The sequence below is a fragment of the Vibrio sp. 10N.286.52.C3 genome (genome assembly GCF_041468865.1).
Classification (GTDB): domain Bacteria; phylum Pseudomonadota; class Gammaproteobacteria; order Enterobacterales; family Vibrionaceae; genus Vibrio; species Vibrio crassostreae_C.
Genome location: NZ_JBFRJM010000031.1, coordinates 95,104 through 111,782, shown reverse-complemented (window position 1 = coordinate 111,782; position 16,679 = coordinate 95,104). Strand labels below are relative to the sequence as shown.

Genomic DNA, 16,679 nt, shown 5'->3' with positions numbered 1-16,679 from the left:
AAAGAGTCTATAAGTACCTATAACAATATGAGGCCGCACCTTAGTCTCAGGATGAAAACTCCAAATGAGGTGCATGAAAAAAGCCAACAGCTGATGCTGTTGGCTTAGTAGAAATACTGTCAACGTATTTTAGGACGAGACAAACCGAAGGGGTGATGTTCTAGTTATTTGGGTCTATGTCAGGCAGTCCGTCAACGTCATTATGATGGTGTAAAGAATCATCAATAGATGGGTTATCGGTATGGTGAGACAGCCCATCACTCATACCATCGTCAGTTTGCTCAGCCCCATAAGCACTCTCGGCATCACTGAAAATGATATCGATATCATGCGCTACTGGTACATTGTGTGACGGTGAATCTATAGACGGCGAGTCAGCATTAATACCCAGAGCGTCTAGGTAAGCATGGGCACCAGAACGCTGTTCGTGTTCGCCTATCGCTGTATGTTCTAGGTTTGCCGTCACCTCATCAAAATTAAGAGTAACTTCATCAGGGGTGCTGAAAGAGGCATCCGGTTCATCCGCTTGGCTCATGCCGGGTGCTGGAGGAGGTGGTGGAGCGATTGGCGATAAATCCATGCCAGTTAGTGTGGTTTGGTCAATGTGATGTCCGCTGTTTCCATGGACGGATTGCGAGTGCAAATGTAGGTGCACCGCGACTTGTGAGTTTTGATCGCCTCCTAGGGTTAAAACAAACGAGTCGGTTTCGTCTGTACCACTACCGTAAGAGCCTCCTGTATGTGTCTTAACGACGCCTGATGAAGTTTGTTGGTAATCGTAACTCAACTCTCCGGTTGCAGGATTGACATGCAAAGTACCAAATTGACCGTGTAATGCAGTGAGAGAGTGTCCGTGGTGATCTGATATTCCCCAGCCTGTCATTGGCGTAGGCGTTCCTTGGTGAATAATTGGAGGAATTCCGATTGAGGCATGCAGGTCCTGATTGCCTGCACTGCCGGTAATTTTTGCAGGGGCAACTAGGGTTGGCATTGGTGGAACATCGCTGTGTCCATCAATGCGCATTTCAACTTCTTGAGTTGTAATGCCCCCGTGTCCATCATCGACTAATAGAGAAAACTTATCGGTCAATTGTTCACCATTATTTAAAGCATTAACATGGCTATTGCTGTTATTAAGTGTGTAGACCCAAGTTTGTGTATTGCTATTATAGGTAACAGAACCATACTGTGGCTGATGTTGGCTATCAATACTGACAGAATGTTGATCGCTATGATCAACATCGCTGATAATAATTTGCCCAGAGGTCGCATTTGCAACATCTTCATCAATGTTATGTGCACCTGCGATAACTTCAGAAACTGTTGGTTTATCATTAGTGCCATGCACATTGATGGTAATAATTTGTTTATCACCACCAGCGGTCGTTACTTCATATTGAACCTGCTCGACTTGCCCTGCCGCTAAGTGCTGAATATTGGCATTGGGAACCGAATAAGCCCAATCACCGGCTTTTCCAATGGTCAGATGACCGCCATAGGGATCACTGATCGCATGGGCATTACGAGTGTCGTAAAAATGATCTTCACCGGCATCAGGATCGATAACATTCAACACGCCAGTGACAAATATCGTATGTTGGGCATCACCTTGTACGTGGCGATCTTCTGTTATTTGACCGCTTTTATCTCCGGTGAAGATCGCAGCATCGCCAACTGCCGAGAGTGTTGTTGATGCGCCAGTGTGGGTCACACCACCGTGAGCATCTTTAACATCATAGCTAAAATGCACTTGGCCGTTATAGTCTTTATCTGGGGTAAACGTGAAGGTGCCATCGGCATTTAATGCAATAGCACCGTGGTCAGCCTGTAGGTTTTCAATGGATAATTTGCCAATATCGTTGTCGTCAACATCGCTAGAATTGGCCAGTAGCTGTGCTGGGGTGAGGACTATCTGGGTATCTTCTAAGCCATTCGCTAAACGTACTTCAGCTGATGCAACTGGGGCATCATTGGTGCCATGAACGGTCACTGTGATATCTTTTTTAGCACTGCCATCAATAGATTCAACGGTAAAGGTTTGCTGGAAGCTTTCCCCTGCGCCTAAATGTTGGACTTTATCATTGTCAATATCGTATGACCAATGGCCCTTTGCGTTGATATTGAACCGACCACCTTCGGCGGTGGTGATGGTTTGTGCAATAAAACCGGCTTGGTCGTGATCGGGGTCAATCACGTGTAACGTGCCACCACTGCTGAGCTGATTAGTGGTATTGCCAAAGGAAGTGTGATCTTCGTAAACATGATTATTGAGGCTGGAGTAGGGCGTTACTTCAATTTTTGCTTGGTTATCTTCACCGGTCACCTTCACCATAATGGTGAGCTTTTGACCATCATTGGTTTCGATTTCGTAGGGGAGCTCCATCGACTCGCCAGCATGTAGGCTACCAATGAGATCGTCCGCATGACGATTGGTAACAGCTTCTAATCTGAATTGATAAGTGCCATTAGGCCAAACATCAAGGTGACCAGGCTCAACCCCTTGGCCTAAATACTTCCCGCTAAAAACAAACTGAGTGTTATCACCACTATCAGGGTCAATTAGCTGAAGCTGGCCTCTATAGAATTTAAATTCACTATCCAGCGCTTGTGTTTCAGTGAGCTGAATGACATTAGAAACCAGTGTGGCTTTATCATCTGTCCCGGCAATCGTAAGCGTGGCGGTTTGTTGCGTACTTCCACCATGGCCATCTTCTACTTGATAGGTGATAGCGATTTGTTGCGACTGACCATTGGCCAAATGGTTAAATGCGGGATCAGTGGCATCAACAATTAATGTATGACCATCAGTATCTAAGGTGATACCTGCGGGGATTTTCCCTGCCTGAAGTTGACCATCGATGGCATATTCAAGGTGACTGACGCTTAAAGCGTCGCCGTCTTTGTCTGTGGCACCTACTAGCAGATTGAGGGTGTGATGATTATCGGCCCCCTCACTGACACTGTCGGTTAAAGGCGTCACATCAGGGTTGTCGTTAACCGCAGCTAAGTTGGTGGTTGCGCCGGTGTGTGTTACACCACCGTGTGCATCTTTGACGTCATAGCTAAAGTGCACCGCGCCGTTGTAGTCTTTTTCTGGGGTAAACGTAAACGTACCATCGGCATTGTTTAGAATAGAGCCATGGTCAGCATGCAGGTTTTCAATGGTTAGTTTACCGGCGTCATTGGCATCCACATCGACGGTATTCGCTAATAGTTGCGCGGTGGTTAAGGTTTGGCGTGTATCTTCACTGCCATTTGCAAGCACCACTTCAGATGAACAGTAAGGTCTGTCGTTACTGCCGTGAATGGTGATGACAATATCGTGTGTTGTACCATCTTTTGAATGGACTGTAATCGTATCGGTTAAGCTTTGCCCTTCACCAAGTTGGTCAATTGCAGTGCCACGCGTTGTGGGTCTAGCACCTATACCTGATAGATGCCCAGCATCGGCATGGTAATGCCAGGTGCCATCGGTGAGTAAGATTAGATCGCCATAGGTGCCGTGATAGTCGTAACCATTGCTGCCTTGGCGTTCAAATCCTGACTCGCCTACATCGGGGTCTGTGATGGTCAGCTTGCCATCAGCATAGAGTGTTGTATTGCCAAGTGTGGCGATGCCTGAGTGAGCATAGTCGGGTGACATGTCGACACCCGCGCTGTTTTCGGTTATTGAACCAGTATCAACGCCAGCGATTTGGGCTTTATCGCCAACAGCCGAGAGCGTCGTTGATGCGCCAGTGTGTGTTGTACCACCATGCGCGTCTTTCACATCGTAGGTGAAGTGGACGCTGCCGTTGTAATTGTGGCTTGGAGTGAAGGTGAAGGTTCCATCGTGATTGTCTTGAATCGAGCCATGGTCAGCATGCAAATTAGCGATAGTGAGCTTACCTGCATCGTTGGCGTCTACGTCAACAGTATTAGCGATTAGCTCGGTTGCTGTGATGGTTTGAGCAAGATCTTCTTTACCGCTGTTCAGTTGCACTTCACCAGAACAATACGGACGGTCGTTATCGCCATGAACGGTGACAACAATATCGTGAGTGGTGCCATCAGCCGATTTGACGGTGACAGTATCCGTTATCGATTCACCTTGGCCGAGGTGATCAATCTTTCTACCTGTTGCGTCTTGGCCTATGGAAGCGTAGTAGCTCCAATCTCCGTTACTCTGAAGTATGACACGACCATGAGTGCCGTAATAAACGCCGGTTTGGGCATGGCTTTCACCGGAGTCTGGATCAACAATGTTCAGGTGACCATCAGTGTGTATTTCGTCGTTCCATAATTTGCCGATGTTTCCATGCATATGATCTGGTGAGCGATCATCGACGTAGCCACCAGACATTGTACCATCTGGTGCTGTATAGGTATGCCCTTCATGAACATCTCCAGTATAGACACCGCCGATAACGGCAGAATTATTAACCCCTGTAATCGTTATTGAGAGGTTTTGAGTGCTGCTCGCATTATGCTCGTCTGTGACTGTTACTGGAACAGTCAATGTCTTCGTGACACCTGATGCTAACGATTGATAGCTAGAGTGAGCAGGATCGAAGCTATAACTGCCGTCCGGATTAACCACCAAGCCATCAATCTGCGGTGCGCTGTAAGTCAAGGCCGCACCGGTATCAATATCTTGGCCAACCATTTGTCCATTTAGAACGCTTCCACCTTCAGTCACTGAGTGGGACTGAGCATTGATGGTTGGGGCATCGTTGGTACCATGAACCGTTAGCTCTATCGTGTGTGTTGTACCATCTGCTGAGCGTATAATGGCTGAATCGTGTTTAACTTCGCCTTGCGCTAAGTTCTGTATATTGCGGTTGTCGAGGGTATAGGTGTAGTGACCGTCGCGCATGAGCAGTATGTGCCCACCCAGTTTGGTGTCGTAGCCAATACCTTGATAGGTTTGTGAGCCTATATTCGGATCAAACTGTGCCTCTCCCTTATCAGGGTCTTGGATGTTTAATCTGCCGTCGTAATGCAGTTGGTAGTGGGTATCTATATAGCCGCGATCTTCAGTTACTCCCCGTAAGTCTGCATTGGCTTGTGCGTCGGTAATAATCGCGTTATCTGGAGTTGCGATAAGATCAAACTTAGCTTGAGTGCTGACGCTGCCCCCATGGCCGTCAACCAAATCATAGGTGAGTCGAATCTCACCATTGAAATCTTTATCTGGCGTGAAGGTATAAGTGCCATCTTTATTATCAGTCAGGCTACCGTGTGTCGCTTGCAAATTTGTCACGTGCAATACATCGCTACTATCCACATCGCTTGCATGTGTTAGCAAGTCAGAAGCCTTGATGGTTACGGGTTGATCCTCTTTACCCGCAGGAAGCTGAGTCCACGCACTGACAATTGGTTTGTCGTTGCTGCCTTGCACATCGATAACGACTTTATGAGGGACTGTCGCTCCTGTTGAATCGGTAGCGGTGATCCAGAATGATTCAGACTGATGTTCACCAGCCGCGAGTTTATCCGCGGCACCGCCGGTTGAATTGTCTAGCTGATAGTGCCAATGACCATGCTGATCAATCGACAGCGTTCCCCATTGACCTTGGGGTTGATTGATTGCCCACGTAACGGTGTCGGACTTATCTATATCAGTCGCGATTAAGCTCCCTGTCGCATCGGGGTTTCCTGCCGTGTTCAAGCCCTGTTCGATCACCGCGCCACTTGAGGTACCTGAGATAGTAGGGCGGTCATTGGTGCCATTAATCGTCACTTTGATGGTCGACGGTGTGCCATCAACGGAAGAGACGGTAAAGGTTTCTTCGACTTTATCGCCGACGTTCAATTGATTAAACGCACTGTTGGCGGTGAATGTCCATTGGCCATTAGCACCAATGGTGAGGTTGCCGTTGGTGCCAGTAATCGAATCCGGTGTGAATGCGTTATCTGGATTATCGACATCGTTGCTGGTTAATGTTCCTGAAGTCGTTACTGCTTTGTCGGTTTCATCGATAGCAACGGTCGCACTGCTGACAGTAGCTGCGTCATTAGTGCCGTTAATCGCGACTTTAATGGTCGAAGGTGTGCCATCAACAGACGATACAGTGAAGGTTTCTTCGACTTTATCGCCGATGTTTAATTGATTAAATGCGCTGTTAGCGGTGAAGAACCAATGACCATTGGCATCAATAGTCAGGTCACCGTTGGTACCGGAAATGGAATCGGGTGTGAAGGTATTATCTGGATTATCCACGTCAGTACTGGTTAGCGTACCTGAGGTAGTTACCGCTTTGTCGGTTTCATCGATGGCGACGGTCGCACTGCTGACAGTAGCGGTGTCGTTAGTACCGTTAATTGTCACCTTGATAGTGGACGGTGTTCCATCAACAGACGACACCGTGAAGGTTTCTTCTACTTTATCGCCGACGTTTAACTGATTAAACGCGCTGCTCGCGGTGAACACCCAATGACCATTAGCATCGATAGTCAGGTCACCGTTGGTACCTGAAATAGAATCCGGTGTAAACGTGTCGTCTGGGTTGTCTACATCGGTACTGGTGAGGGTACCTGAAGCTGTTACCGCTTTGTTAGTCTCATCGATGGCAACGGTCGCGCTGCTGACAGTAGCTGCGTCATTAGTGCCGTTAATCGTCACTTTTATGGTCGACGGTGTGCCATCAACTGATGATACCGTAAAGGTCTCTTCGACTTTATCGCCGACGTTTAATTGGTTAAACGCGCTGTTGGCGGTGAACGCCCAATGACCATTAGCATCAATAGTCAGGTCACCATTGGTGCCAGTAATCGAATCCGGTGTAAACGCATTATCTTGATTATCCACGTCGGTACTGGTCAATGTTCCTGAAGTCGTTACTGCTTTGTCAGTTTCATCCACACTGACCGTTGCGGTACTGACCGTCGCTTTATCGTTGTTGCCATTAATCGTCACTTTGATGGTCGACGGTGTGCCATCAACAGAATTTACGGTAAAGGTTTCCTCAACCTTATCGCCAACGTTCAATTGATTAAACGCACTGTTCGCGGTGAACACCCAATGTCCACTAGCATCAATAGTCAGGTCACCGTTAGTGCCAGTAATCGAATCCGGTGTGAATGTGTTATCTGGATTATCGACGTCGATACTGGTTAGGGTGCCTGACGTGGTTACCGCTTTGTCAGTTTCATCGATGGCAACGGTCGCACTGCTTACCGTCGCTTTATCATTGGTGCCATTAATCGTAATTTTGATGGTGGATGGTGTGCCATCGACCGAATTGATGGTGAACGTCTCTTCGACTTTATCGCCAACGTTTAATTGATTGAATGCGCTGTTGGCGGTGAATACCCAGTGGCCAGTGGTATCAATGGTGAGATCACCGTTGGTGCCAGTAATCGAATCCGGCGTGAACGCATTGTCTGGATTATCCACGTCGGTACTGGTTAGCGTGCCTGATGTGGTTATCGCTTTGTCGGTTTCATCGATGGCAACGGTCGCACTGCTGACAGTAGCGGCGTCATTAGTGCCTTTTACTGTGATAGTCACTTGATGCGGTGTACCGTCAGCAGAATGAACGGTGATGGTGTCGGTAGCGGTTGCTCCTTTGCCCAATGCTTGAACGTTAGGATTTGTATTATCAAGATCGTACGTCCAAGAGCCAGTATCAGTCAGATGAAGCGTACCAAACGAGCCTGCAATATCGGTACTTCCTGTGGATGAAGTAGCGAAGTGCGCTTCACCGGTATCCACATCCGTTACCGCAAGTGTGCCCGAGGCCTGAAGTTGGGACTCTTCGGTTACCACTCCAGCACTTGTTCCGCTTATCACGGCTTTATCATTGGTGCCGATAACGGTAATTGTAATTTGATGAGGAGTGCCGTCGGCGGAGTGGATGGTTATGATGTCTGTTGTCGCAGAACCTTGACCAAGAGCTTGAACTTGTGGTTTTTTATTATCTAGGTCATAGGTCCAATCGCCATTGTCTTTAAGGTGTAAAGTACCCAGTGTCCCCTTGAGGTCGGAATTAGAAAAATGCGCCTCTTTTGAGTCGATATCGGTGATGTTGAGTTGGCCCGAAACCGTTAGGTCTTTATCTTCAGTAACTTGGCTTGAGCCATTACTTTTCCCGATAGCGAAAAACGAACTTGGTGAATTTGCTGTACTACTCGTGATTACCGCATTGTCGTTGGTGCCATTAATCGTGACCATAACTCGATGCGCTGTACCATCAACTGAGTGAACAGTGACGATGTCTGTCGCAGTTGAACCTTGGCCAAGTCCTTGAACTACAGGGTTATTGTTATCTAAATCGTATGTCCATGCACCGTCTTTGGTGATGCTGAGCGTACCGAAATTGCTAGTTACTTGTGATGCCTGAAAATGATCTTCTCCAAGATCTGGGTCCGTTACTGAAAGTTGCCCTTGAACTTGTGTCGTTAAATCTTCAGTTAACGTGCCAGCATCCACACCCGTGATAACAGCATTGTCATCGTTGCCACCTATTGTCATATCGATGGTTTGAGGCGTGCCGTCTTTGGTGTGAATCGTGAAACTTTCATGCAGTGAAGTGGCTGCGGTTAAAGCTTGAACATTAGAGAGCGAGTTATCAACTTGATACTGCCAATGTCCATCAGCATCGATAGTTAATGAACCATATTTACCTGAGATAACTTCCGGCGTAACCGAACTTTCATTTTGGTCAGGGTCTATGACATCGATTTTGCCGTTCGCATGTAACAAGCCTTGTGAATCAATATTGTGATCTTCTGTTACCACACCTGTTAAGTCTCCAGAAATATTTGGCGTGTCTTGCTTACCTGTTACCGGTATCTGAACAATGATGCTCGAGCCATTAGATAGATGTAACGCAAAATGATCAGTACCTGGTTGGTGCTGGTTTAACAGGATGTATTGAGGAGAACTTGGATTCAATACGAATGTGTATTGACCATTTGCATCAACATGAAGCTCTCCGTACGTACCTTTTATGACTTCTGGCATAAAGGTGACGGGTAAAGCGGGCGTCGTAGGCGCATTCGAATGAGTCGGCTGACCGTTACTCCCTGAGGAGATAGTCGGCATCGATACCGAAGGAATGTAATGGACTTGCGGGTGAGAAAGCGTCGACAAATGATGAGAAGGAACCAAGTGAGAGCTCGAACCATGGGCGGCATGACTTGCACTTAAGGTGGAGTTTACGTCGCTGTCACTCGTCTGAGCTTCTTGGAGAGCAACCGCTGATGAGTCCGCCTTGCTATGGTCATCGGTGACATCTTTTTCGGTCACGTTATTTGCGGTTACTTGATCTGCAGCGTCGCTGGAATTGTCTATACTTTCCGCAGCAGCGTGTTTAGCCAATGATGGCAAAATCATCATGAGTGACTGAAAAAGTGGGATATTCACTTTTAGATGTGAATGCAGTCTGCGCTTCTTTTTTTGTGTTGGTTTCTTTTGTTCTAGCTTGTTACTTTTCTTATTTTTGATTTCTGTATTTTTCTTGTTTGCTTCGACGTTTTTTTTGTTAGCCATTTTTATCATCCGTGAATCGTGGTTGCACTATCTTAAGTAAAATACACAGATAGAGGTTTCGCTAGCTAATTGGATAATTTTTAAAGAAAAAACTGCAAAGTCGAAGAATTATCTCATTTTGATGAAAGAGAGGATGAATACTTTTTCAACGGTCAGGCAAATATCGGCACAATGGCATTGACCTTACCCTAAGGGTAACGTTTATAGTTGCGGTGTAAATTCAAAGGTAAGCTATGACAAACACATTCCGAAAAACTTGGATTATTGTTTTCAGCATCATTGCGATGTTGATGTCTAGCTATGCCTCAAGCTCCTCAGCCTTGATGACTGAAGTAATGATGATGGAAATGGGGTCGAGCAAGTCGGCTTGTTACCACAGCGATACTTCGGTTAATGATTCAATGGCGGGGTGTCATGTGATGAGTGAAGAAGTACACGCTGAAGACTCTAACATGAGTGCCCATGCTTTGATGGCTCAATGCGATATGTCTTCAATGAGCGAAGACGGTAGCTCGATGATGGGTAACCATTGTTCGAGTGTCGATTGCTGTGCCTCAATGTGTTCTGCAAGTCCCTATCCAATTCAGGCTGTTCAAGTCGCGAATCCATTTGTCTCTTCTTTAGCTCGTTTTCAATCTGTCATTATTGGGCAGAAAGTCGCACGTGCACAATCTTTGCTACGCCCACCTTCCGCATAAATCTATATCTAAAAATACAGCTCTATCAGTTAGATAAATCTGATAAGCCATTCTTTTTTATGCGCTAATTAGCGTTAGATATGGACATTCATTGTGAATATGAAACCAACAACCTCTGTGTTTGTCATGAACACGAGCTTAGTGGTTGCTGCTACCTTGCCTATGGCCTTGTTTTCAAGTGCTACGCTCGCGGCTACCACGGCGTCAGCTTCAAATGCTCAACACATTTCAGCACATGACCAAGCAAGCTCGACGCAGCAACTCAATACACTGATTGAGATTGCTTTAAGCGAAGATGGAAATCGCAAACAGTACTTTGCTCAGTCTCAAGCGATGCGAGAAACGGGCATTGCCAGCTCGACCTTAATGGATCCTAAATTAAAAGTTGGATTTGGCGGTTTGCCTGTCGATAGTTTTCAATTCGACGAAGACCCGATGACCAATATATCGGTAGGGTTGATGCAGCAGTTTGAGCGTGGCGATACGCTTAACCTCCAACAGAAAAAGGCAGGCCAGCAGGCTGATGCTTTAGCTTTGCAGGTGCAAGCAAGAGAATTGACGGTTGCGAATAGCATGACGCAGCTTTGGCTTGAGTTAGGTTATCAGCAAAAGGCTGAGTCGGTGATTCGTCAAAATCGTCGTTTGTTGGTTGAGCTTGAAAACTATGTACAAACCAATTACTCGATTGGTAAAAGCGAAGCGCAAGATCTGCTTAATGCTCAGCTTCAAGTCAGTAAACTTGATGAAAAGCTACAAGCTAATCAGCAAATTCAGCGTCGTTTAATCTCTCAGCTTTCTGAATGGTTGGGTTCTGATTGGCTAGGATCTCAGGCTCTTGATTCTCTGGGCACACTGAATGCAACTAACCAAATCGATTGGTCGTTGTTGGAAAGCAAATTAGCGACCAATATCGATTCAACCAAGCACTACAAGCTACTGACTGACCATCCTTTGATTAAGATCTCCGATGTCAGTATTTCCTCCAATCAAACTCAGGTTGAGTTAGCCGAGCAAGCTTATACCCCGCAGTTTGGGGTGGAAGTGATGTATGCACACCGTCAAGCCAATAACATGGCAGGTGAACCTGCTTCTGATCTGGTGAGTGCCTATCTGACTGTCGACATCCCGCTGTTTACGGGGAATCGACAAGATAAGAACTTATCGGCTGCTCAGTATCAAGTTGGTGCGGCTAAATCTCAAAAAGACACCTTACTTTCCCAAATGAACGCGCAAGTGAACGCATTGCTGGTGGACAGATCAAATCTGATCCAGCGATTAGATCGCTATCAAACGTCCTTGCTTCCTCAAACCGCAGCCCGAATCAGCGCGGTTGAGAGGGGCTATCAAAACAATACCGCCCAGTTTAACGACGTCATTTCAGCAACGACCGATGAGCTGGCGCTTCAGTTAGAGCAACAACGTTTGATCACCGACCTCAACATCGTTAACAGCAAACTGGCGGCGTTAGTCAGTGGCTTTGAATACCAAGTAAACCAACCACAACTCAGCTCAAGCGCAACTAAACACACAGCCAATCAATAAGGGAATAGACAATGAGTACAGTAAAAGTAGCAACAATCGCTTTATTGGTCGGTGGTGCATTGGGTTTTGGTGTGAACCATTTTCTAATTAATCCAACACATAACATGTCAGCAATGGCAACGAGTACAGGCGCAGATGTAAGTGAACAGGCCAGCGATGAGCCTTTGTATTGGGTAGCTCCGATGGATCCAAATTATCAGCGTGATAAGCCAGGTCAATCGCCAATGGGGATGGACCTTATCCCTGTGTATGCAGACGATGTGAACGGCGGAGCCAAAGATAAGCCCGGAACCGTGTTCATTGATTCGTCGGTAGAAAATAATCTGGGTGTCAAAACAGCGAAAGTTAAGTTCGAAGCGCTATCACCGCGCATTGAAACCGTGGGTTATGTGGCGTTCGATGAAAGTACATTGTGGCAAACTAACGTAAGAGCAGCTGGTTGGGTTGAGAAGCTCTACATCAACGCAGTGGGTGAGAAGGTAAACAAAGGTGATGTACTTTTCACACTCTATTCTCCAGAGCTTGTTAAAGCACAAGAAGAGTTGATCAGTGCTTATAAAACGGGTCGTAAAGGTTTGATCAAGGGCTCGACTGAACGCTTGGTCACCCTAGGTGTAGATAAAGCGCAGATACGATCCATCGCTCGTAAAGGGAAAGCCTCGCAAACCATCGAAATCAAAGCGCCTGCGGATGGTGTCATCGCTAGCCTGAATATTCGAGAAGGTGGTTATCTTTCACCTGCACAAGCGGTGATCAGTGCTGGCCCATTAGGCGAGGTATGGGTTGATGCTGAGGTGTTTGAGCGCCAAGCACACTGGATCTCATCAGGCAGCAATGCCGAAATGACACTGGATGCGATTCCCGGTAAGGAGTGGCAGGGCAACGTCGATTATGTCTACCCAATTCTGGACCCGAAAACTCGAACCTTGCGCGTTCGTTTGAAGTTCTCCAATCCCCATGGCGAGCTTAAGCCAAATATGTTTGCAAATATTGCGCTGAAACCCATTAGTGATGAAGCGGTTCTTACTATCCCAAGATCTTCGGTGATTCACTCCGGTGGTATGACTCGAGTGGTGATGTCAGAAGGTTCTGGCAAGTATCGCTCTGCTCGTATTGAGGTTGGTCGTGAAGCTGGCGAAAAAATAGAGGTGCTTCAAGGGCTAGAGCAAGGTGAGAACATTGTCACTTCTGCACACTTTATGTTGGACTCTGAATCGAGCCAATCAGCGGATCTGTCACGCATTAATGGTGTTGAGGAACAAGCTGAAACCGTGTGGGCAAACGGTGAAATTTCCGATGTTATGCAAGGCAGTCGTATGGTGACAATTAACCATCAGCCCGTTCCAGAGTGGGATTGGCCGGGCATGGTGATGAACTTCACCTTTGCGGAAGGTTTAGACATGAGTGACGTGCAACGTGGTAAGGCAATTGATTTTGAGATGAGAAAATCAGAGTCAGGGCAGTACGAGGTTGTTGATTACAAGGTGAACAAACACAAGATCGCTGGCGAAGTTTGGGTAACGGGTGACATCACTATGTTGATGGCAGATTTTGGCATGATCACCGTAAAACATCAGCCAGTCCCTGAGTGGAATTGGAAAGCGGGTGAAATGAATTTCCAAGCCAGTGATGACCTTGATTTATCTGAGTTTTCCGAGGGTCAAACCATTCGGTTTCTAGTGGCGAAGCAAGGTTCTGATTATGTGCTCAAATCTCTCGAACCGACGAATAGCACGGGTGAGGGCGAACTATGATCAATGCAATCATTCGCTGGTCTATTAGCAACCGCTTCTTAGTGTTGGTTGCTACTGTAGCCATCGTATTTGGCGGCTTATACAGCGTTAAAAATACACCTGTCGATGCCATTCCTGATTTGTCAGATGTTCAGGTGATCATCAAAACCAGTTATCCGGGGCAAGCCCCACAAGTGGTCGAGGATCAGGTGACCTATCCATTGACCACCGCCATGTTAGCTGTACCGGGTGCTGAAACAGTTCGTGGCTACTCGTTCTTTGGTGATTCCTATGTCTATATCATCTTCAATGACGATACCGATATGTACTGGGCGCGTTCACGAGTGTTGGAGTACTTAAGCCAAGTTGCACCTAACTTGCCATCGAGTGCCAAGCCAACACTAGGACCCGATGCAACTGGTGTGGGCTGGGTTTACAGCTACGTGTTGCAAGATAAAACAGGTCAGCACGACTTAGCGGAACTTCGTAGTTTGCAAGATTGGTTCTTGAAGTATGAATTGCAAACCGTAGAAGGCGTGTCTGAAGTGGCGACCGTTGGCGGCATGGTGAAGCAGTATCAAGTACAGATTGATCCGGCCAAGTTACGTGCATATGACCTAACGCTTCAGCAAGTCAACAAGGCAATTCAAGATGGTAATCAAGAAACCGGTGCCTCAGTGGTTGAGATTGCTGAAGCGGAACACATGGTTCGCACCACGGGTTACCTGACGAGTATTGAAGACATTCAATCTCTGTCATTAAAAGTAACAGACAAAGGCACACCGTTGTTACTGGGTGATATTGCTGACATTAACCTTGGACCGCAAATGCGTCGTGGTATCTCGGAACTCAACGGTGAGGGCGAAGCGGTTGGCGGCGTTATCGTGATGCGCTTTGGTGAAAATGCCAGTGAAGTGATCGACTCGGTTAAAACCAAGCTTGCTGAACTGAAAGCTGGCTTACCGGATGGTGTCGAGATTGTCGCAACTTATGACCGTTCGACTTTGATTGATTCAGCCGTTGAAAACCTTTGGAAGAAGCTGGCTGAAGAGTTCATCGTGGTCGCCGTGGTGTGTGCGCTGTTCTTGTTCCATATCCGCTCATCACTGGTTATCGCGCTAAGTCTGCCTGTTGGTATTTTAGGTGCTTTTATCGTGATGCATTGGCAGGGTATTAACGCCAACATCATGTCTCTTGGCGGAATAGCGATTGCGATTGGCGCCATGGTGGATGGTGCCATCGTGATGATCGAGAACGTTCATAAACACATTGAACGGACTACGCTCACTGACAAAAACCGTTGGCAGGTGATTGGTAAGGCAGCAGAAGAAGTTGGCGCACCGCTGTTCTTCTCTCTGATTATCATTACCTTGAGCTTTGTGCCTGTGTTCGCGTTAGAAGGCCAAGAGGGCAAGATGTTCTCGCCACTCGCGTTTACCAAGACGTATGCGATGGCGGCAGCGGCGGGTTTGGCAATCACGCTTGTGCCTGTGCTAATGGGTTACTTCATTCGCGGCAACGTGCTACCTGAACACAAAAACCCAGTAAACCGTAGCCTAGTGGCGATGTACAAACCGCTTCTGAACCTCAGCCTAAAATATCCCAAGGTGATGATTGTTATCGCACTTGGCTTAATGGCGTCTGCTTATTACCCAACCAGTAAGCTTGGTAGCGAGTTCATCCCTCCTTTGGACGAAGGGGATTTGATGTACATGCCAACCACGTATCCGGGCATCTCAATAGGTAAGGCTCGTGAGTTGTTGCAACAAACCAACAAGCTCATTAAAACCATTCCAGAAGTCGAAACCACGTGGGGCAAAATTGGTCGAGCAGAGACAGCAACCGATCCTGCACCGTTAACCATGATTGAAACCGTGATTCAGCTTAAACCGCGAGATGAGTGGCGTGACGGTGTCACTACGGAGTCTCTGCGTAAAGAGTTTGATGATCTGATTCAGTTCCCAGGTTTAACCAATGCGTGGGTTATGCCAATCAAAACTCGTATCGACATGTTAGCGACCGGTATCAAAACGCCAATCGGAATCAAAATAGCAGGGCCAGATCTGAGTGTTATAGAGGACATTGGCTCTCAGCTGGAACCTATCTTAAATGGTGTTAGCGGTACGGCTTCTGTCTACGCCGAGCGTGTTGCGGGCGGTCGTTACGTCACGATAGACATTAAACGCCGCTCTGCTGCGCGATATGGCTTGAGCATTAAAGAAGTGCAACAGGTTATCTCGACTGCGGTTGGTGGCATGAACGTGGGTGAAACCGTTGAGGGACTAGAGCGTTACCCGATCAATGTCCGTTATCCACAAAGCTATCGTGATTCTGTCGTTAAGTTACAGAACCTACCGTTAGTGACACCAAACGGTGCTCGTATCGCGCTTTCTGATGTCGCGGATATTCGATATGAAGATGGCCCTCCGATGATCAAAACAGAGAATGCGCGTCCTAATGGTTGGGTGTTCGTGGATATCGAAGGGCGTGACCTTGGTTCTTATGTGGCAGAGGCACAAAAAGTCGTTACAGATCAAATTGTTTTGCCTGCGGGTTACTCACTGGCTTGGTCTGGTCAATACGAGTACATGGAACGCGCCAAAGATCGCTTAAGTGTGGTCGTGCCTATCACCATTGCCATCATTATGTTGCTGCTGTATTTGAGCTTCCGCCGTGTCGGTGAAGTGATGATGATCATGCTGACATTGCCACTCGCGATGGTTGGCGGCCTATGGCTGATGCATGTCCTCAATTATAACTTCTCCATTGCGGTGGGTGTGGGCTTTATCGCGCTTGCCGGGGTAGCTGTTGAGATAGGTGTGATCATGTTGGTCTACCTAAACCAAGCATGGCACTACAAAAAATTGGATGCGGAGCAGAACCAGCAAGCACTTCAGAGTGAAGACTTAACGGATGCGATTCGTGAGGGTGCAGGACTGCGTGTTCGCCCAGTGATGATGACAGTACTTACGGTGATCATTGGCCTCATTCCAATTATGTATGGCGAGGGAACGGGCTCTGAAGTGATGCAGCGAATTGCCGCGCCGATGATAGGCGGAATGGCGTCGGCACTGTTGCTTACCCTACTGGTTTTGCCTGCAATCTTTAAGCTCTGGAAACAGCGAGAGATTACTCAGAGCCAAAACGAGACAAGTAAATAACGCACTGACTATAAAGCCCTTACTTGCGAGACAGGAGTAGGTAAGGGCGCACCATATGAACATGTGAAAC

The 16,679-nt window shown here is 47.2% G+C and carries 5 protein-coding genes; 4 read left to right on the top strand and 1 reads right to left on the bottom strand.

Annotated features, from left to right (window positions below):
- Window positions 1-160: 160 nt before the first annotated feature.
- Window positions 161-9,475 (bottom strand): VCBS domain-containing protein, encoded by a 9,315-nt coding sequence (locus AB4138_RS13620; RefSeq protein WP_372306364.1) that lies wholly within the window; start codon window positions 9,473-9,475, stop codon window positions 161-163.
- Between the two features lie 233 nt (window positions 9,476-9,708).
- Between AB4138_RS13620 and AB4138_RS13615 the strand changes: the two genes are divergently transcribed.
- The 4 genes from AB4138_RS13615 to AB4138_RS13600 all read left to right on the top strand — a co-directional run bounded on the left by AB4138_RS13615 (window position 9,709) and on the right by AB4138_RS13600 (window position 16,609).
- Complete coding sequence (locus AB4138_RS13615) at window positions 9,709-10,173, top strand: hypothetical protein (protein WP_102428572.1); 465 nt, start codon at window positions 9,709-9,711, stop codon at window positions 10,171-10,173.
- Window positions 10,174-10,272: 99 nt separating this feature from the next.
- Window positions 10,273-11,715, top strand: a complete 1,443-nt coding sequence (locus tag AB4138_RS13610) for a TolC family protein (protein ID WP_372306370.1) — start codon at window positions 10,273-10,275, stop codon at window positions 11,713-11,715.
- An 11-nt stretch (window positions 11,716-11,726) separates the two neighbouring features.
- Window positions 11,727-13,469: an efflux RND transporter periplasmic adaptor subunit gene (locus AB4138_RS13605; RefSeq protein ID WP_372306361.1), complete on the top strand. Its 1,743-nt coding sequence runs from the start codon at window positions 11,727-11,729 to the stop codon at window positions 13,467-13,469.
- Complete coding sequence (locus tag AB4138_RS13600) at window positions 13,466-16,609, top strand: efflux RND transporter permease subunit (protein ID WP_372306358.1); 3,144 nt, start codon at window positions 13,466-13,468, stop codon at window positions 16,607-16,609. The genes AB4138_RS13605 and AB4138_RS13600 overlap by 4 nt, the downstream gene beginning before the upstream one ends.
- Window positions 16,610-16,679 lie beyond the last annotated feature (70 nt).

What these genes read in the sequence shown, in the direction of transcription:
- AB4138_RS13620 (WP_372306364.1), bottom strand. Translation starts at nt 9,475, where the DNA reads ATGGCTAACAAAAAAAACGTCGAAGCAAACAAGAAAAATACAGAAATC.
- AB4138_RS13615 (WP_102428572.1), top strand. Translation starts at nt 9,709, where the DNA reads ATGACAAACACATTCCGAAAAACTTGGATTATTGTTTTCAGCATCATT.
- AB4138_RS13610 (WP_372306370.1), top strand. Translation starts at nt 10,273, where the DNA reads ATGAAACCAACAACCTCTGTGTTTGTCATGAACACGAGCTTAGTGGTT.
- AB4138_RS13605 (WP_372306361.1), top strand. Translation starts at nt 11,727, where the DNA reads ATGAGTACAGTAAAAGTAGCAACAATCGCTTTATTGGTCGGTGGTGCA.
- AB4138_RS13600 (WP_372306358.1), top strand. Translation starts at nt 13,466, where the DNA reads ATGATCAATGCAATCATTCGCTGGTCTATTAGCAACCGCTTCTTAGTG.